This window comes from Candidatus Regiella endosymbiont of Tuberolachnus salignus (assembly GCF_964020115.1).
GTDB lineage: Bacteria > Pseudomonadota > Gammaproteobacteria > Enterobacterales > Enterobacteriaceae > Regiella > Regiella insecticola.
Genome location: NZ_OZ026542.1, coordinates 1,627,876 through 1,644,984, shown reverse-complemented (window position 1 = coordinate 1,644,984; position 17,109 = coordinate 1,627,876). Strand labels below are relative to the sequence as shown.

The following is a 17,109-nucleotide window of genomic DNA, read 5'->3' as shown; positions in this document are numbered from 1 at the left end:
CACTGATTGATAGGCGTTACTATATTGCTTTTGGTTAATGCTATTACTTATGGTTTAATCGTTTCACCATATGATTACCAACATATTGGATCAGGCATACTAATAAGACTAATAACACTAATACGCTATTCATCACTGTAGCATTATAACCGATGTATCCATATTGGTATCCAATTTGACCGAGCCCCCCAGCTCCAATAGCTCCTCCCATTGCGGAATAACCAACTAAAGTAATGAGGGTAATGGTTGCCGCATTGACCAAACTAGGTAGTGCTTCAGGCAATAGCACCTTGCTAATAATCTGTAATGGCGTAGCTCCCATTGCCCGTGCGGCTTCAATTAAACCCATAGGGATCTCCAACAAAGCATTTTCAACCATGCGCGCAATAAAGGGAGCCGCACTTACAGTCAATGGTACTATAGCGGCTTGTAAGCCAATAGAAGTGCCAACCATCAAACGAGTAAAGGGAATCATCCATACTAATAAAATAATAAAAGGTATTGAGCGAAAAACATTAACCAGTGTAGATAGCAACTTATGCAGCATATTATTGGCAATAATTTGTCCGGGTCGCGTGACATACAGCAATACGCCAATGGGTAATCCAATCACAAAACCGAAAAAACCGGAAACACTCGTCATAATAACGGTTTCCCAAATACTTCGACACATTAGCCAAATCATTGCTTCAGACATAACCTAAAACCTCTATCTTGACATGATGATGCTGTAAAAAGGCAACTGCCGCTGATCTATTTTGTTCTAAGCCATGTATTTCAGCCAGCATAACGCCAAATTTAACGCCGCCAGCATAGTCAATTTGTGAACTAAGAATGCTAATATCGATATCAAATTTACGCACTGCTTGGGAAATCAAGGGGGCATTAACCGATTGCCCCGTAAACGCTAATTTTAATAATAATACGTTGTCTGCCGTTGGCTGCATTTGTATACGTTGAGTGTAGTCATCAGGGATATCCAAATGTAGTGTTGATTGAATGAATTGTTGTGCCAAAAGGGTTTGTGGATGAGAAAATATTTCACTGACGCTATTCTGTTCAATTAATTTGCCTGCATCGATTATGGCAACCTGGTCACAGATACATTTCACAACATCCATTTCATGAGTGATTAACAAAATAGTTAATCCTAAACGGCGGTTAATATCTTTTAATAACTTTAGAATGGAGCGGGTGGTAGCAGGGTCTAATGCGCTAGTAGCTTCATCACATAATAAAATTTTAGGGTTATTCGCTAAAGCTCGGGCAATCGCCACTCGTTGTTTTTGCCCCCCAGAAAGATTAATAGGATAAGTATATTGTTTGTCTATTAATCCAACTAGCGCTAATAATTCACTGACTCTCTTTTTTATTTCAGCCTTCGGTAGGTTGTTCAATTCAAGAGGCAGAGCAATATTATCAAAAACATTACGAGAAGAGAGTAGATTAAAATGTTGAAAAATCATACCGATTTGGCGTCGGCTTTTCATCAACTGCCAATCTGATAATTTGGTAAGATCTTGCCCGTCGATCAATACCTGGCCGCTGGTAGGGCGTTCTAACATATTTGCACAGCGAATGAGGGTACTTTTTCCCGCTCCGGAACTGCCAATAACACCATAAATCTGCCCGGAGGGAACATGAAAATTTACGTCAGAGAGAGCATTAATAACACGTGAACCTTGCTGAAATACTTTACTGATGTGAAGGAATCTAATCATATTATTTTTACTGTTATACGCTTCTATGGTGCCATAAATGGTGCGATGAAAAATAAAATCAGCAGCTAACTGACAGATATACCCTTTGCCTTTGAAATTGCCGCTAGGCGGCCAGGGCGTGAGACCGATGAGCGTAGATAGACTACGTGATTCGGGCGAACCCCGCAGCCAACAACACGGCAGCTTCAAAGGCAAAGGGTATAAATTGGATGCTAAGGTGTCTAGATGGCCAAGTCAACTTTACTTGCAGTGATTTAGAATTTAAAAAAATATAAATTTTGTGTATAAATAATAAGCCCGAAAAAAATTTACGATAATTTCTTGTTATTCTAAAATCACCCCCTATAATGCACGTCTCATCGAGGCAGCTGTGAGTGATTATTTGTTAAGCGGCCTCGAGTTAAGAAAAAATTCAGAGCAAAGAAGGCCTTGACTCTGAGAGAAGAAAGGGTAGAATGCGCCCTCTCGTTGTAAGGCTAAACGAGAAGCTCTTTAACAATTTATCAGACAATCTGTGTGGGCACTGGCGAGTGCGCTGTTGTGCTGCGCTGTAATATTGGGGCAGTAGAAGCAGTATAAAAACAAACAGCGGATTGGATTTTGTTTTTTTTATGGAAACGTAATGGAAAGCAGGGTTTATGAAGTTGTTAAAAAAGTAATAAATTGAAGAGTTTGATCATGGCTCAGATTGAACGCTGGCGGCAGGCCTAACACATGCAAGTCGAGCGGCAGCGGGGAGTAGCTTGCTACTCTGCCGGCGAGCGGCGGACGGGTGAGTAAAGTCTGGGGATCTGGCTTATGGAGGGGGATAACCATTGGAAACGGTGGCTAATACCGCATGATGTCGCAAGACCAAAGTGGGGGACTTTAGGGCCTCACGCCATAAGATGAACCCAGATGAGATTAGCTAGTAGGTGCGGTAATGGCGTACCTAGGCGACGATCTCTAGCTGGTCTGAGAGGATGACCAGCCACACTGGAACTGAGAAACGGTCCAGACTCCTACGGGAGGCAGCAGTGGGGAATATTGCACAATGGGCGGAAGCCTGATGCAGCCATGCCGCGTGTGTGAAGAAGGCCTTAGGGTTGTAAAGCACTTTCAGCGGGGAGGAAGGAGGTAAGAGTAATATGCTTATCGATTGACGTTACCCGCAAAAGAAGCACCGGCTAACTCCGTGCCAGCAGCCGCGGTAATACGGAGGGTGCGAGCGTTAATCGGAATAACTGGGCGTAAAGGGCATGTAGGCGGTAAGTTAAGTCAGATGTGAAATCCCCGAGCTTAACTTGGGAACGGCATTTGAGACTGGCTGGCTAGAGTTTTGTAGAGGGGGGTAGAATTCCAGGTGTAGCGGTGAAATGCGTAGAGATCTGGAGGAATACCGGTGGCGAAGGCGGCTCCCTGGACAAGGACTGACGCTGAGGTGCGAAAGCGTGGGTAGCAAACAGGATTAGATACCCTGGTAGTCCACGCTGTAAACGATGTCGATTTGGAGGTTGTGACCTAGTGTTATGGCGTCCGAAGCTAACGCGATAAATCGACCGCCTGGGGAGTACGGCCGCAAGGTTAAAACTCAAATGAATTGACGGGGGCCCGCACAAGCGGTGGAGCATGTGGTTTAATTCGATGCAACGCGAAGAACCTTACCTACTCTTGACATCCACGGAATTTAGCAGAGATGCTTAAGTGCCTTCGGGAGCCGTGAGACAGGTGCTGCATGGCTGTCGTCAGCTCGTGTTGTGAAATGTTGGGTTAAGTCCCGCAACGAGCGCAACCCTTGTCCTTTGTTGCCAGCACGTGATGGTGGGAACTCAAAGGAGACTGCCGGTGATAAACCGGAGGAAGGTGGGGATGACGTCAAGTCATCATGGCCCTTACGAGTAGGGCTACACACGTGCTACAATGGCGCATACAAAGAGCGGCGAGCGTGCGAACGTAAGCGAACCTCATAAAGTGCGTCGTAGTCCGGATTGGAGTCTGCAACTCGACTCCATGAAGTCGGAATCGCTAGTAATCGTGGATCAGAATGCTACGGTGAATACGTTCCCGGGCCTTGTACACACCGCCCGTCACACCATGGGAGTGGGCGGCAAAAGAAGTAGGTAGCTTAACCTTCGGGAGGGCGCTTACCACTTTGTGGTTCATGACTGGGGTGAAGTCGTAACAAGGTAACCGTAGGGGAACCTGCGGTTGGATCACCTCCTTACCAAAGATGGCGGCTACGCTGAGTGCTCACACAGATTGTCTGATGAAAGTAGCGAGCAATTTTAATAAGAAAGCGGGTTAGGTTTAGCAATCGAACCTTGTTGGGTCTGTAGCTCAGGTGGTTAGAGCGCACCCCTGATAAGGGTGAGGTCGGTGGTTCAAGTCCACTCAGACCCACCAACGCGGCACGATAGGACGAAGAACTGCTTTGTGAGGTGATTCTACCAGGGCGTGCTGTGACGATGGGTCAAGTTAATTTTTGCCTATGGGGCTATAGCTCAGCTGGGAGAGCGCCTGCCTTGCACGCAGGAGGTCAGCGGTTCGATCCCGCTTAGCTCCACCATGTGAAGTGGTCAAAATTTATTCTAATGTATTAAAATGCTCTTTAACAATCTGGAACAAGCGAGTAATGAACAGCGAGAAGTGTTTATTAGTAAGACACTTTCGGGTTGTGAAGTTAAGTGATAGAAGCGTACAGGGCGGATGCCTAGGCAGTCAGAGGCGAAGAAGGGCGTGCAAATCTGCGAAAAGCGACGGTGAGCTGATAGGAAGCGTTATTAGCCGTTGATACCCGAATGGGGAAACCCAGTGCAAGCAGTTGCACTATCGTTAGATGAATAAACTAGTTTAACGAGGCGAACCGGGAGAAGTGAAACATCTAAGTACCCCGAGGAAAAGAAATCAACCGAGATTTCCTGAGTAGCGGCGAGCGAAAGGGAAGCAGCCCAGAGTGTGCATCATTGTTGTTATCAGAGGAAGGGTCTGGAAAGGCCTGCGAAAGAGGGTGATAGCCCCGTACTCGAAGGTAGCAATAGTGTGAGCTCGAAGAGTAGGACGGGACACGAGAAATCCTGTTTGAAGAAGGGGGGACCATCCTCCAAGGCTAAATACTCCTGACTGACCGATAGTGAACCAGTACCGTGAGGGAAAGGCGAAAAGAACCCCGGGAGGGGAGTGAAATAGACCCTGAAACCCTGTACGTACAAGCAGTGGGAGCCTGAATCATACGCGAGTGTGGTAAGGGTGACTGCGTACCTTTTGTATAATGGGTCAGCGACTTATATTCTGTAGCGAGGTTAACCGAATAGGGGAGCCGTAGGGAAACCGAGTCTTAACTGGGCGAATAGTTGCAGGGTATAGACCCGAAACCCGGTGATCTAGCCATGTGCAGGCTGAAGGTTGGGTAATACTAACTGGAGGGCCGAACCGACTCCTGTTGAAAAAGTAGCGGATGACGTGTGGCTGGGGGTGAAAGGCCAATCAAACCGGGAGATAGCTGGTTCTCCCCGAAAGCTATTTAGGTAGCGCCTCGTGGGTTAATCTTTGGGGGTAGAGCACTGTTTCGGCTAGGGGGCCATCCCGGCTTACCACCCCGATGCAAACTGCGAATACCGAAGAATGTGACCACGGGAGACACACGGCGGGTGCTAACGTCCGTCGTGGAAAGGGAAACAACCCAGACCGCCAGCTAAGGTCCCGAAGTGAGGGTTAAGTGGGAAACGAAGTGGGAAGGCGAAAACAGCCAGGATGTTGGCTTAGAAGCAGCCATCATTGAAAGAAAGCGTAATAGCTCACTGGTCGAGTCGGCCTGCGCGGAAGATGTAACGGGGCTAAACCCTCCACCGAAGCTGCGGCAGTAGCGTTGGAGACGACGTTATTGGGTAGGGGAGCGTTCTGTAAGCCGTAGAAGGTGAGCTGAGAGGCGAGCTGGAGGTATCAGAAGTGCGAATGCTGACATAAGTAACGATAAAGCGGGTGAAAGGCCCGCTCGCCGAAAGACCAAGGGTTCCTGTCCCACGTTAATCGAGGCAGGGTGAGTCGACCCCTAAGGCGAGGCTGAAAAGCGTAGTCGATGGGAAACGGGTTAATATTCCCGTACTGGTTGTGACTGCGAAGGGGGGACGGAGAAGGCTAGGCTATCCGGGTGACGGTAATCCCGGTTTAAGCGTGTAGGTGGAAAGAGTAGGCAAATCCGCTTTTTCATAGACACTGAGGCGTGATGACGAAGCACTTAGGTGCAGAAGTAGTTGATGCCCGGCTTCCAGGAAAAGCCTCTAAGCTTAGGTTACAGTCAATCGTACCCGAAACCGACACAGGTGGTCAGGTAGAGCATACTAAGGCGCTTGAGAGAACTCGGGTGAAGGAACTAGGCAAAATGGTGCCGTAACTTCGGGAGAAGGCACGCTGGCATTAGGTGAGGGGACTTGCTCCCTGTAGCTGAAGTCAGTCGCAGAGACCAGCTGGCTGCAACTGTTTATTAAAAACACAGCACTGTGCAAACACGTAAGTGGAGGTATACGGTGTGACGCCTGCCCGGTGCCGGAAGGTTAATTGATGGGGTTAGTAGAGATACGAAGCTCTTGATCGAAGCCCCGGTAAACGGCGGCCGTAACTATAACGGTCCTAAGGTAGCGAAATTCCTTGTCGGGTAAGTTCCGACCTGCACGAATGGCGTAATGATGGCCAGGCTGTCTCCACCCGAGACTCAGTGAAATTGAAATGGCTGTGAAGATGCAGTGTACCCGCGGCAAGACGGAAAGACCCCGTGAACCTTTACTATAGCTTGACACTGGGAGTTGAAACTGACTGTGTAGGATAGGTGGGAGACGTTGAAGCGATGACGCCAGTTGTTGTGGAGTCGCCGTTGAAATACCACCCTGTGAGTTTTGGTTTTCTAACTCAGCGCCGTAATCCGGTGCGAGGACAGTGTCTGGTGGGTAGTTTGACTGGGGCGGTCTCCTCCTAAAGCGTAACGGAGGAGCACGAAGGTTAGCTAATCACGGTCGGACATCGTGAGGTTAGTGCAAAGGCATAAGCTAGCTTGACTGCGAGAGTGACGGCTCGAGCAGGTACGAAAGTAGGTCTTAGTGATCCGGTGGTTCTGAATGGAAGGGCCATCGCTCAACGGATAAAAGGTACTCCGGGGATAACAGGCTGATACCGCCCAAGAGTTCATATCGACGGCGGTGTTTGGCACCTCGATGTCGGCTCATCACATCCTGGGGCTGAAGTAGGTCCCAAGGGTATGGCTGTTCGCCATTTAAAGTGGTACGCGAGCTGGGTTTAGAACGTCGTGAGACAGTTCGGTCCCTATCTGCCGTGGGCGTAGGAAGATTGAGGGGGGCTGCTCCTAGTACGAGAGGACCGGAGTGGACGCATCACTGGTGTTTGGGTTGTCATGCCAATGGCATTGCCCGGTAGCTACATGCGGAAGAGATAACCGCTGAAAGCATCTAAGCGGGAAACTTGCCCCGAGATGAGTCTTCCCTTGAGGGACGTTTAAGACTAAGACGTTGATAGGCTGGGTGTGTAAGTGTGGTGACACATTGAGCTGACCAGTACTAATGACCCGATAGGCTTAACTTCACAACACCGAAAGTGTTTTGGTTTACGCGCTTGTTAACAGATTAGCTGTGTACGCAGCATACAGAATTTGCCTGGCGGCTATAGCGCGGTGGCACCACCTGAGCCCATTCCGAACTCAGCAGTGAAACACCGTTGCGCCTATGGTAGTGTGGGGTCTCCCCATGTGAGAGTCGGTCACCGCCAGGCACCCAATACCACAAGCCTCTTGTTCAATGCCAGAGGCCTTTTTCTCGAAAATCAAAAAATCGGTGGTGCGGTAGTTCAGCTGGTTAGAATACCGGCCTGTCACGCCGGGGGTCGCGGGTTCGAACCCCGTCCGCACCGCCACCTAAATTTCTTCCTTCCTTATGCTCAATTATTCGTATATAGACTTTTCTTTTCGTTAACGATTTTTTTATTTTTGTTAGCGTGCACAAATGAAAATTTCAAATTTGTTTTTTTAAATGTAAGTGAGATCTTCGATGTTTCGGCTCTGTCAATTGAGAGCCGATCTGTGCATGATATTGAAGTGATTTATGTTTGAGATTGGTAGATATTAATTTTTGCGCCATTTTTTAAATTGGTTGATTAAAGCATTTGTTGAGCTGTCATGGGTGGATATTTCTTCAGTATTCCGCAATTCAGGTAAGATATTATTCGCAAGCTGTTTACCGAGTTCTACTCCCCATTGATCAAAACTAAAAATATTTAAAATTGCTCCCTGGGTAAAAATTTTATGCTCGTATAGTGCGATTAACATTCCTAGGTTAAAGGGGTTGATCTCACGTAGTAAGATTGAGTTAGTCGGCTTATTTCCTTCGAATTCCTTGCATGGTATGACCTCTGTAATTTGTTCTGGTTTTTTATCTGTAGAGGTCGTTTTTTTTTCTACTTCGATTTCTTCGGAGCGGGTTTTACCAAATGCGAGTGCTTCAGTTTGAGCAAAGAAATTTGATAATAATATATCATGATGATTATTTAATGGATTATGGCTGATAGCAGGGGCAATAAAATCACAAGGGATCATTTTAGTACCTTGATGAATCAGCTGGTAAAAGGCATGTTGACCATTAGTCCCCGGCTCTCCCCATATAATCGGGCCGGTCTGATAAGTTACCCTTTTACCGTCCCGATCAACACATTTGCCATTAGATTCCATATTTCCCTGCTGGCAATAGGCAGGAAAACGATGCATATATTGATCGTATGGCAAAATAGCTTCAGTTTCCGCGCCAAAAAAATTGTTGTACCAGATGCCGATTAATGCCAGTAGAACGGGTGCGTTTTTTTCTGCTGGAGCGTCTTTAAAATGCTTATCCATTGCATGGGCGCCTTCCAGTAAATTTTTGAAATTCTCAAAACCGATTGACAGTGCGATAGATAAACCAACAGCTGACCATAGGGAGTAGCGTCCGCCAACCCAATCCCAAAACTCGAACATATTTTTTGTATCAATACCAAATTTACTGACAGCTTCGCTATTAGTCGATAATGCGACGAAATGTTTGGCGATATCGCTTTTTTCTTTGGCAGTTTTTAGTAACCACTCGCGAGCACTATGAGCGTTGGTCATGGTTTCTTGCGTGGTGAATGTTTTCGATGCGATTAAAAATAAAGTGGTTTCAGGGTTAAGCTTTTTTAATGTCTCGATAATATGAGTGCCATCAATATTAGAAACAAAATGCATGTGTAGATGATTTTTATCGTGTGCTAATGCTTCGGTTACCATATAAGGACCCAGATCTGAGCCGCCGATGCCAATATTGACTACATCCGTAATCGCCTTGCCACTATAGCCTTTCCACTCTCCTTCGATAACACACTTACAGAACTCTTCCATTCTCTCCAGTACTTTATTCACTTCTGGCATTACATCTTTGCCATCCAGTAAAACAGGACGATTACCACGGTTGCGCAAAGCGATATGTAAGACCGCCCGATTTTCTGTACGATTGATTTTTTCGCCGCTAAACATTGAGTTGATTGCATCTTTCAGATGTATTTCTGTTGCTAATGCCTGTAATTTTTCCATGGTTTCAGCGTTAATGCGATTTTTCGAATAATCTACCAACATATTATCGTCTATGGTGATAGAAAATTGGGTAAACCGTTTCGGATTTTCTTTAAAGAGATCACGGATATGAATTTTTTTCATTTCTTCAAGATGTTGCTGTAATGCTTTCCAAGCTTTGGTTTTACTTGGGTTAATATTTTTCATAATGCGATTTTCCTAGGTAAAAAGATGAATGGAAATAATTTTTTGATTATATAATACCTTGTTAATTTTAGTGGTGGTAACTTGATGATGATCAATTTTGCAGATTAACAGGGATCCTTTGAGTAACTCAGCAACAAATTTTCATTATTGAACACAGTTCGCAAAATAGACTAATAAGGCGTTATAGTATTGATATCTTTTAGTGATAAGCAGTATTCTCTCTGCTTTATATAGATAAATTACTGTATTTTAATAAATTAATTGAAAAATCATCATGACTCAAGGTACGCTTTATATTGTTTCAGCGCCGAGTGGCGCGGGTAAATCAAGCCTGATTGAGGCGTTATTACAAACCCAATCTTTAGATACTGTTGCTAGAGATCTTGGGGTAGCGCAATCAGATGACGAACAACAAAGAGCACAAACTTCAGCTAAAATTGCTGTTGATGGCAGCCGTTCGTTATGTAATATGCAGGTTTCTATTTCGCACACGACACGTGCAAAACGTGCGGAGGAAAAGCATGGGGAGCATTATTTCTTCATTTCTGAAAAAGATTTTTCTCAGATGATCGATAACGATGCTTTTCTCGAATGGGCAAAGGTATTTGGAAATTATTATGGTACTGCAGCTGCTGTAGTCGAGCAAAATTTGTCAAATGGGATCGATGTTTTTTTAGATATTGATTGGCAAGGTGCTCGGAACGTTCGCTTGAAGAAGCCGGATGCGCGCAGTATTTTTATCTTGCCTCCTTCAGAAGAGGAATTGTATCGCCGATTACGTCAGCGTGCTCAGGATAGCGAAGAAATTATCGCTAAACGTATGGCACAAGCTGTCTCTGAGATGAGTCACTGTGTGGAATATGATTATTTAATTATAAATGATAAATTTGACGTAGCATTATCTGATTTACGGGCGATTATTTGTGCTGAGAGATTGCATTTAAATCGACAAAAAGAACATTATGCTACTTTGATAGAGAAATTAACGGGCAGAGAGCCAAGACAATAAAATCGGCTAGTTCAGGTTGAGCATAAGCGCCCGTAAAGTAGTAAATTCTTTAAAAATGAAATATTAACGAAATTGATTTAGTATTTTAGTGTAGCGTTGTGAAGATAAGCGGTACGTCGAAAAGCTTTAATGTGGTAAAAGACAAGGTATTTTTCAACACTAACGGTGTAATTTATTATCTCTAACGTGGGAATTGTATAATTTCATTACGAAAAAGTACCCGCTTTTAAAGCCGGCGCTTTCACTTTCTCGGACAGCAAGCAGTATATACCCAATGAATTTCGAGTTACGGCAAGGCGGCAAGGGCGACTGACCGATGAACGTAGATATGCTACCTGATGAGGCGAGCACCCGCAGACAACAAAGCCGTAACTTGAAAGGCGAAGGGTATATCATGTCCTGTTATCTAATTACTTTTATATGGAGCAACACATTATGGCACGAGTTACTGTTCAAGACGCTGTAGAAAAAATTGGTAATCGTTTTGATTTAGTATTAGTCGCTGCTCGCCGTGCGCGTCAACTTCAACAGGCTAGGGGAAGGGGATCACTGGTACCGGAAGAAAACGATAAAGTTACTGTGACGGCTTTGCGTGAAATTGAAGCGGGGCTGATTAATAATGCCATTCTTGATGGTTTAGAACGTCAGGAACGCGAAGGGAGTCAAATGATTTCTTTCAATGAAAATTATAATACTAGCCTTTAATGTGAGTTTGTTTTGGATTTGTTCGCAAGTTTGGATCCATTGATTCAACGTTATTTACCGGAAGAACAAATTAAACGTCTCAAACAGGCGTATTGTGTTGCGCGTGATGCTCATCAGGGTCAAGCTCGCTCTAGTGGAGAGCCTTATATTACTCATCCTGTTGCGGTGGCTTGTATTTTAGCGGAGATGCGTCTTGATTACGAAACGCTGATGGCGGCATTGTTACATGATGTCATTGAAGATACTTCAGTAACATATCATGATATGGAACAACTATTTGGTAAAAGCGTAGCTGAGTTAGTTGAAGGTGTTTCAAAACTGGATAAGCTGACTTTTCGTGATAGAAGAGAGGCTCAGGCAGAAAATTTTCGTAAAATGATTATGGCGATGGTGCAGGATATCCGTGTCATTTTAATTAAATTGGCTGATCGTACACACAATATGCGTACTTTACATTCTTTGCGCCCGGATAAACGGCGACGAATTGCCCGTGAAACGCTCGAAATTTATAGTCCGTTAGCGCATAGGTTGGGAATACATCATTTAAAAATAGAGTTGGAAGAATTAGGTTTTGAAGCGCTTTATCCGAATCGTTATCGCGTTATTAAAGAAGTCGTGAAAGCGGCTCGTGGTAATCGTAAAGAAATGATTCAGAAAATTCTTTCAGAAATTAAAGGGCGTTTGACCGAGGTCAATATTCCTTGCCGAGTCATAGGGCGTGAAAAACATCTCTATTCGATCTACTGTAAGATGAATCTAAAAGAGCAGCGCTTTCACTCTATCATGGATATTTATGCTTTTCGTATCACAGTAAAAGAGATTGATACTTGCTATCGGGTTTTGGGGCAGATGCATAGCTTGTATAAACCTCGGCCTGGCAGGATAAAAGATTATATTGCGATACCGAAAGCTAATGGTTATCAATCTTTGCATTCTTCTTTAATTGGTCCTCACGGTGTTCCTGTTGAAGTACAAATTCGCACTGAAGATATGGATCAAATGGCAGAAATGGGGGTTGCTGCCCATTGGGCATATAAGGCAAGAACCCAAAATGGATTAGGTACTACCGCTCAAATTCGTGCCCAACGTTGGATGCAAAGTCTGCTCGAATTACAGCAAAGTGCTGGTAGCTCATTTGAATTTATTGAAAGCGTTAAATCTGATTTGTTTCCTGATGAAATTTATGTCTTCACTCCTGAAGGTAAAATCGTAGAGTTACCTGCCAACGCTACTCCAGTAGATTTTGCCTACGCAGTGCATACGGATATTGGTAATGCTTGCGTAGGCTCAAGGGTTGATCGTCAACCTTATCCATTATCTCAATCGCTTAATAGTGGTCAAACAGTCGAAATTATTACTGCTCCTGGTGCGCGTCCTAATGCAGCTTGGCTCAATTTTGTCGTTAGTTCAAAAGCGCGAGCCAAAATTCGCCAATTACTAAAAAATCTTAAACGTGATGAATCTATTTGCCTTGGCCGTCGTTTACTCCATCATGCGTTAGGTTGTGGGCGTAAATTGGTTGATATTCCAGCTAAAAATATACAGAAAGAATTGGATAGGATGAAATTGGCATCGATAGATGATCTGCTGGCAGAAATTGGTTTGGGTAACGCCATGAGCGTGGTAATAGCTAAAAATTTGGAAGGTGACGCTGTTAATATTGGCGTGTCAGGTAACCGAAAATTGCCCATCAAAAATGCTAATGGTGTGCTTGTTACCTTTGCGAAATGTTGCCGCCCTATTCCAGGTGATCCCATTATTGCACATATTAGTCCTGGTAAAGGTTTAGTGATCCATCATGAATCATGTCGTAATATTCGTGGTTACCAGAAAGAACCCGAAAAGTTTATGGCGGTAGAATGGGATAAATACAGTGAGCAGGAATTTATTACTGAGATTAAGGTTGAAATGTTTAATCAACAAGGCGTGTGGGCTAATTTGACCAGTGTGATTAATGCTGCACAATCTAATATTCAGGGCTTGAATACTGAAGAAAAAGATGGACGAATTTACAGTGCATTTATTCGTTTGACCATTCGTAATCGTGTTCATTTGGCCAATATTATGCGTAAAATTCGTATTATGCCTGATGTCGTTAAAGTAAGTCGGAATCGTAATTAATTGTTATTGATTGATATTATTGACTTGGCGATGCTATGGCCTTTGTCTGTGAAGTTGCCGCTAGGAGGCCAGGGCGTGAGACCCGACGAGCGTGGACATACTATGAGGGCGAGGGCTCGCAGCCAACAACGCGGCGGCTTCAAAGGCGAAGGGTATATAGTCAAATCATTTTAATTTGATTCTGTGTTGTCGCCGCTTACCGTACTATTTGTACTATTTGTGCTCCTTCCCTTGAATCAAATTACACTGATTCGGCCATATGTTTAAATTTTCGTAAAATATTGCCCTGTCGGCCGCGGAGGCTCAACTATGAAAGGCCGTTTGCTCGATACCGTGCCACTGAGTTCACTTACCGGCGTTGGCGCAAGTCAGGCCGCCAAGCTAACCAAAATAGGGCTGGAAACCGTCCAAGATCTGCTACTGCATTTACCACTTCGCTATGAAGATCGCACCCATCTGTATCGCATTACTGACTTGCTTCCTGGTTTAACGGTAACCATTGCGGGTAAAATATTATCTTCTGAAATCAGTTCAGGACGGCGAGCCATGCTGACATCTCAACTTGATGATGGTAGTGGTGTCGTTATTCTACGCTTTTTCAACTTTAACACTCCGATGAAGAATAGTTTATCCGCTGGTAAGCATATCGTTGCTTATGGTGAAGTGAAGCAAGGCAGAAATGGATTAGAGATTATTCATCCAGAATATCGTACTTATGATGAAGACAAGGGGATCAGGTTACAATATTCGTTGACTCCGGTTTACACTAGCACTGAGGGTTTGCGCCAGAGCACGTTACGTAATCTTATTAATCAGGCGCTTAATTTGCTGGATACTTCTACTATCGCTGAATTGTTACCTGTTGAAGTGTGTGATTCTTTCGTCAGTTTGTCTACGGCGATACATACACTTCATCGACCTTCTGCTGATATTTCATTAATTGATTTAGAAAAGGGACAACATCCAGCACAGCGCCGTTTGATTTTAGAAGAATTATTAGCCCATAATCTCAGTATGTTAGCTGCTCGAGCAGGAGCGAAAAATTATCAGGCGCAACCTTTGCCTCCTTCCACAGTATCTCATGATACTTTAAAAGCCCGTTTTTTGGCGGCACTTCCTTTTCATCCTACCCATGCACAGCAACGAGTAGTTGATGAAATTGAGCAAGATTTGCTGCGTACTTTCCCTATGATGCGATTGATTCAAGGTGATGTTGGATCGGGAAAAACATTGGTCGCGGCGTTAGCTGCATTACGTGCTATTGCTCAGGGTAAACAAGTTGCTTTAATGGCGCCGACTGAATTGCTAGCAGAGCAACATTTAGAAACTTTTCGGCAATGGTTTGAGCCTCTTAGCATCTCTGTCGGTTGGTTAGCGGGTAAGCAGAAAGGCAAAATACGCTTAATTCAACAGGAAGCAGTAGCAAAAGGGCAGGTTTCAATGGTGGTGGGAACCCACGCTATTTTTCAGCAACAGGTACGATTTTCTAAATTGGCTCTGGTGATTATTGATGAACAACACCGATTTGGTGTCCATCAACGCTTGGCATTATGGGAAAAAGGTAAACAGCAAGGTTTTCATCCCCATCAACTCATTATGACGGCTACGCCTATTCCACGAACATTGGCCATGACTGCCTACGCTGATTTAGATATTTCAATCATTGATGAACTCCCCCCGGGGAGAACACCGATTAGCACAGTTGCTATTCCAGATACCCGCCGTGATGATGTTATGCAGCGCATCAAACATGCCTGTCTTGAAGAAGGTCGTCAGGTATATTGGGTATGTACTTTAATTGAAGAATCAGAACTACTAGAAGCTCAAGCTGCAGCAGTAACCTATGCAGAGTTACAGGTTACGCTGGTGGATGTGAAATTGGGTTTGATACATGGCCGAATGACAGCACAAGAAAAGCAGGCTGTTATGCAGGCGTTTAAACAAGGTGAATTGCAATTATTAATCGCAACTACGGTGATTGAAGTTGGGGTAGACGTTCCGAATGCGAGCTTGATGATTATTGATAATCCAGAGCGTCTCGGTTTGGCGCAATTGCATCAGTTACGGGGAAGGGTAGGGCGAGGAAGCACAGCATCACACTGTGTATTGTTGTATAAGACACCGTTAACTAAAACGGTACAGATGCGTTTACAAGTACTGCGTGAGAGTAATGATGGTTTTGTTATCGCTCAGCGAGATTTGGAAATACGGGGGCCTGGTGAATTACTGGGTACCCGGCAAACGGGTGGCACAGAATTTAAAGTTGCTGATTTACTAAGAGATCAAGATATCTTACCTGAAGTACAACGTATTGCTCGCCATTTGCATCAGAAATACCCTGAGCAAGCCGCCGCGTTAATTGAGCGTTGGTTGCCAGAGAAAAGGCGATACACTAACGCTTGAATAAATTGTTAACGGTGATCATATATACCCTTCGTCTTTGAAGTTGCCGCTAAGCGGCCAGGGCGACCGACCGATGAGCGTGGACATACCATGAGAGCGAGGGCTCGCAGCCAACATCAAAGGCAAAGGCTATACTGTCTGTGGAAACAGTAGTAACAATAAATAAAGCTTAATAACAAGTGCATTGGCGATATCAATAAAGAAAGCGCCAACCATGGGAACCACCAAGAAAGCAAGATGAGAAGGGCCGAAACGATCAGTAATGGCCTGCATGTTGGCAATAGCCGTCGGTGTGGCGCCTAAACCAAAGCCGCAGTGTCCAGCTGCTAATACTGCGGCATCATAATTTTTTCCCATTACCCGATAGGTGACAAAAATGGCATAAAGCGCCATGGCTAAAGTTTGTACTATCAAAATAGTTAACATGGGTAAAGCAAGTGAGACCAATTCCCATAATTTTAAGCTCATTAATGCCATTGCTAGAAACAACGATAAGCTAACATTTCCTAATACGGATACCGCGCGATCAAACACCTTATAAAATCCGAGCACCGCGAGGCTATTACTTAAAATAACACCGACAAATAATACACAAACAAAAGTTGGTAACTCAAACGCTGATTTTTTTAATAGGTCTGCAATAAAATTACCGGCTGTTAAGCAAATAGCGATCATGGCGATGGTTTCTAACATCACTAAGGGGGTAATGAGACGACCGGTGTAGGGTTTTTCAAATGCGGATGGTAATTGACTATCATCAGGGCTACCTTCAGGAGACGATGAATTTTTAACTAAATAACGAGCGACGGGACCTCCTACCAATCCACCTAATATGAGACCGAAAGTAGCACATGCCATAGCAACTTCGGTCGCATTTTCAAATCCATAACGTTCGATAAATAATTTACTCCATGCGGCTCCTGTTCCATGCCCTCCAGATAACGTGATGGATCCTGCTAATAATCCCATTAATGGATCTAATCCCATCATTTTAGCCAGTGCGATCCCAATAGCATTTTGCATGAACAATAGCCCAATAACGATAAAAATAAAGTAAATTAATGAGCTACCGCCATGACGTAAACTGGCAAGATTGGCATTTAAACCAATGGTGGCAAAAAACGTTAGCATGAGAGGATCTTTCAATGACATATCAAAACGGATTTCCCAACCCCAGACTTGCTGTATCAATAATAGTAATAATGCTATTAATAAGCCCCCGGCTACGGGTTCCGGGATAGTGTATCTTTGTAGTAAAGGAACCGATTTAACGAGCTTTCGCCCTAATAAGAGGACGAGTGTAGCGGAGACTAACGTCCCATAGATATCGAGATGAAACATCCTGGTACTCCATACAAAGCTATTTTATAAGAATCTAACCTTTA

The 17,109-nt window shown here is 44.4% G+C and carries 11 protein-coding genes, 3 tRNA genes and 3 rRNA genes; 13 read left to right on the top strand and 4 right to left on the bottom strand.

What is annotated here, in order from left to right:
* Nucleotides 1-43: 43 nt before the first annotated feature.
* The gene (locus tag AACL30_RS08495) at nucleotides 44-697 is read right to left on the bottom strand and encodes a methionine ABC transporter permease MetI (protein WP_006704186.1); all 654 of its coding nucleotides are present in this window, start codon (nucleotides 695-697) and stop codon (nucleotides 44-46) included.
* Nucleotides 690-1,721, bottom strand: coding sequence for a methionine ABC transporter ATP-binding protein MetN (gene metN / locus AACL30_RS08490; protein ID WP_339058360.1), 1,032 nt, complete (start codon nucleotides 1,719-1,721; stop codon nucleotides 690-692). Before metN ends, AACL30_RS08495 begins: the two co-directional genes overlap by 8 nt.
* 91 nt (nucleotides 1,722-1,812) lie before the next feature.
* On the opposite strand from metN, the gene AACL30_RS08485 reads away from it, so the two are divergent.
* The 7 genes from AACL30_RS08485 (at nucleotide 1,813) to AACL30_RS08455 (ending at nucleotide 7,616) form a co-directional block, all read left to right on the top strand.
* Nucleotides 1,813-1,974, top strand: a complete 162-nt coding sequence (locus AACL30_RS08485; protein WP_339058359.1) for a hypothetical protein — start codon at nucleotides 1,813-1,815, stop codon at nucleotides 1,972-1,974.
* A 407-nt stretch (nucleotides 1,975-2,381) separates the two neighbouring features.
* A 16S ribosomal RNA gene (locus tag AACL30_RS08480) occupies nucleotides 2,382-3,924 on the top strand.
* A gap of 102 nt (nucleotides 3,925-4,026) precedes the next feature.
* Nucleotides 4,027-4,103 (top strand) — tRNA-Ile (locus AACL30_RS08475).
* 87 nt (nucleotides 4,104-4,190) lie between these two features.
* Nucleotides 4,191-4,266: transfer RNA gene (locus tag AACL30_RS08470), tRNA-Ala, on the top strand.
* Nucleotides 4,267-4,378: 112 nt separating this feature from the next.
* A 23S ribosomal RNA gene (locus AACL30_RS08465) occupies nucleotides 4,379-7,289 on the top strand.
* Nucleotides 7,290-7,359: 70 nt separating this feature from the next.
* Nucleotides 7,360-7,475 (top strand): 5S ribosomal RNA (gene rrf / locus AACL30_RS08460).
* Together the 16S, 23S and 5S rRNA genes with 3 tRNA genes alongside form the textbook arrangement of a ribosomal RNA operon.
* Before the next feature lie 64 nt (nucleotides 7,476-7,539).
* Nucleotides 7,540-7,616 (top strand) — tRNA-Asp (locus AACL30_RS08455).
* A gap of 208 nt (nucleotides 7,617-7,824) precedes the next feature.
* Here the strand turns inward: AACL30_RS08455 and pgi are convergent.
* The gene (pgi, locus tag AACL30_RS08450) at nucleotides 7,825-9,486 is read right to left on the bottom strand and encodes a glucose-6-phosphate isomerase (RefSeq protein ID WP_339058358.1); all 1,662 of its coding nucleotides are present in this window, start codon (nucleotides 9,484-9,486) and stop codon (nucleotides 7,825-7,827) included.
* Between the two features lie 274 nt (nucleotides 9,487-9,760).
* Here pgi and gmk point away from each other — a divergent pair, with 274 nt between their 5' ends.
* The 6 genes from gmk (at nucleotide 9,761) to recG (ending at nucleotide 15,724) form a co-directional block, all read left to right on the top strand.
* The gene (gmk, locus tag AACL30_RS08445) at nucleotides 9,761-10,495 is read left to right on the top strand and encodes a guanylate kinase (RefSeq protein WP_339058357.1); all 735 of its coding nucleotides are present in this window, start codon (nucleotides 9,761-9,763) and stop codon (nucleotides 10,493-10,495) included.
* A gap of 316 nt (nucleotides 10,496-10,811) precedes the next feature.
* Nucleotides 10,812-10,961 carry a hypothetical protein gene (locus AACL30_RS08440; RefSeq protein ID WP_339058356.1) on the top strand — a complete coding sequence of 50 codons (150 nt, stop codon included), beginning with the start codon at nucleotides 10,812-10,814 and terminating at the stop codon, nucleotides 10,959-10,961.
* Nucleotides 10,931-11,200, top strand: coding sequence for a DNA-directed RNA polymerase subunit omega (gene rpoZ, locus AACL30_RS08435; protein ID WP_339058355.1), 270 nt, complete (start codon nucleotides 10,931-10,933; stop codon nucleotides 11,198-11,200). The genes AACL30_RS08440 and rpoZ overlap by 31 nt, the downstream gene beginning before the upstream one ends.
* Nucleotides 11,201-11,212: 12 nt before the next feature.
* Nucleotides 11,213-13,321: a bifunctional GTP diphosphokinase/guanosine-3',5'-bis pyrophosphate 3'-pyrophosphohydrolase gene (spoT, locus tag AACL30_RS08430; protein WP_339058354.1), complete on the top strand. Its 2,109-nt coding sequence runs from the start codon at nucleotides 11,213-11,215 to the stop codon at nucleotides 13,319-13,321.
* Between the two features lie 48 nt (nucleotides 13,322-13,369).
* Nucleotides 13,370-13,495, top strand: coding sequence for a hypothetical protein (locus tag AACL30_RS08425; protein WP_339058353.1), 126 nt, complete (start codon nucleotides 13,370-13,372; stop codon nucleotides 13,493-13,495).
* A 135-nt stretch (nucleotides 13,496-13,630) separates the two neighbouring features.
* Nucleotides 13,631-15,724, top strand: coding sequence for an ATP-dependent DNA helicase RecG (recG, locus tag AACL30_RS08420; RefSeq protein WP_339058352.1), 2,094 nt, complete (start codon nucleotides 13,631-13,633; stop codon nucleotides 15,722-15,724).
* A 129-nt stretch (nucleotides 15,725-15,853) separates the two neighbouring features.
* Here the strand turns inward: recG and gltS are convergent, their stop codons facing one another.
* Complete coding sequence (gltS, locus tag AACL30_RS08415) at nucleotides 15,854-17,065, bottom strand: sodium/glutamate symporter (protein WP_339058351.1); 1,212 nt, start codon at nucleotides 17,063-17,065, stop codon at nucleotides 15,854-15,856.
* Between the last annotated feature and the right edge of the window lie 44 nt (nucleotides 17,066-17,109).

What these genes read in the sequence shown, in the direction of transcription:
- AACL30_RS08495 (WP_006704186.1), bottom strand. Translation starts at nt 697, where the DNA reads ATGTCTGAAGCAATGATTTGGCTAATGTGTCGAAGTATTTGGGAAACC.
- metN (WP_339058360.1), bottom strand. Translation starts at nt 1,721, where the DNA reads ATGATTAGATTCCTTCACATCAGTAAAGTATTTCAGCAAGGTTCACGT.
- pgi (WP_339058358.1), bottom strand. Translation starts at nt 9,486, where the DNA reads ATGAAAAATATTAACCCAAGTAAAACCAAAGCTTGGAAAGCATTACAG.
- gmk (WP_339058357.1), top strand. Translation starts at nt 9,761, where the DNA reads ATGACTCAAGGTACGCTTTATATTGTTTCAGCGCCGAGTGGCGCGGGT.
- AACL30_RS08440 (WP_339058356.1), top strand. Translation starts at nt 10,812, where the DNA reads ATGAACGTAGATATGCTACCTGATGAGGCGAGCACCCGCAGACAACAA.
- rpoZ (WP_339058355.1), top strand. Translation starts at nt 10,931, where the DNA reads ATGGCACGAGTTACTGTTCAAGACGCTGTAGAAAAAATTGGTAATCGT.
- recG (WP_339058352.1), top strand. Translation starts at nt 13,631, where the DNA reads ATGAAAGGCCGTTTGCTCGATACCGTGCCACTGAGTTCACTTACCGGC.
- gltS (WP_339058351.1), bottom strand. Translation starts at nt 17,065, where the DNA reads ATGTTTCATCTCGATATCTATGGGACGTTAGTCTCCGCTACACTCGTC.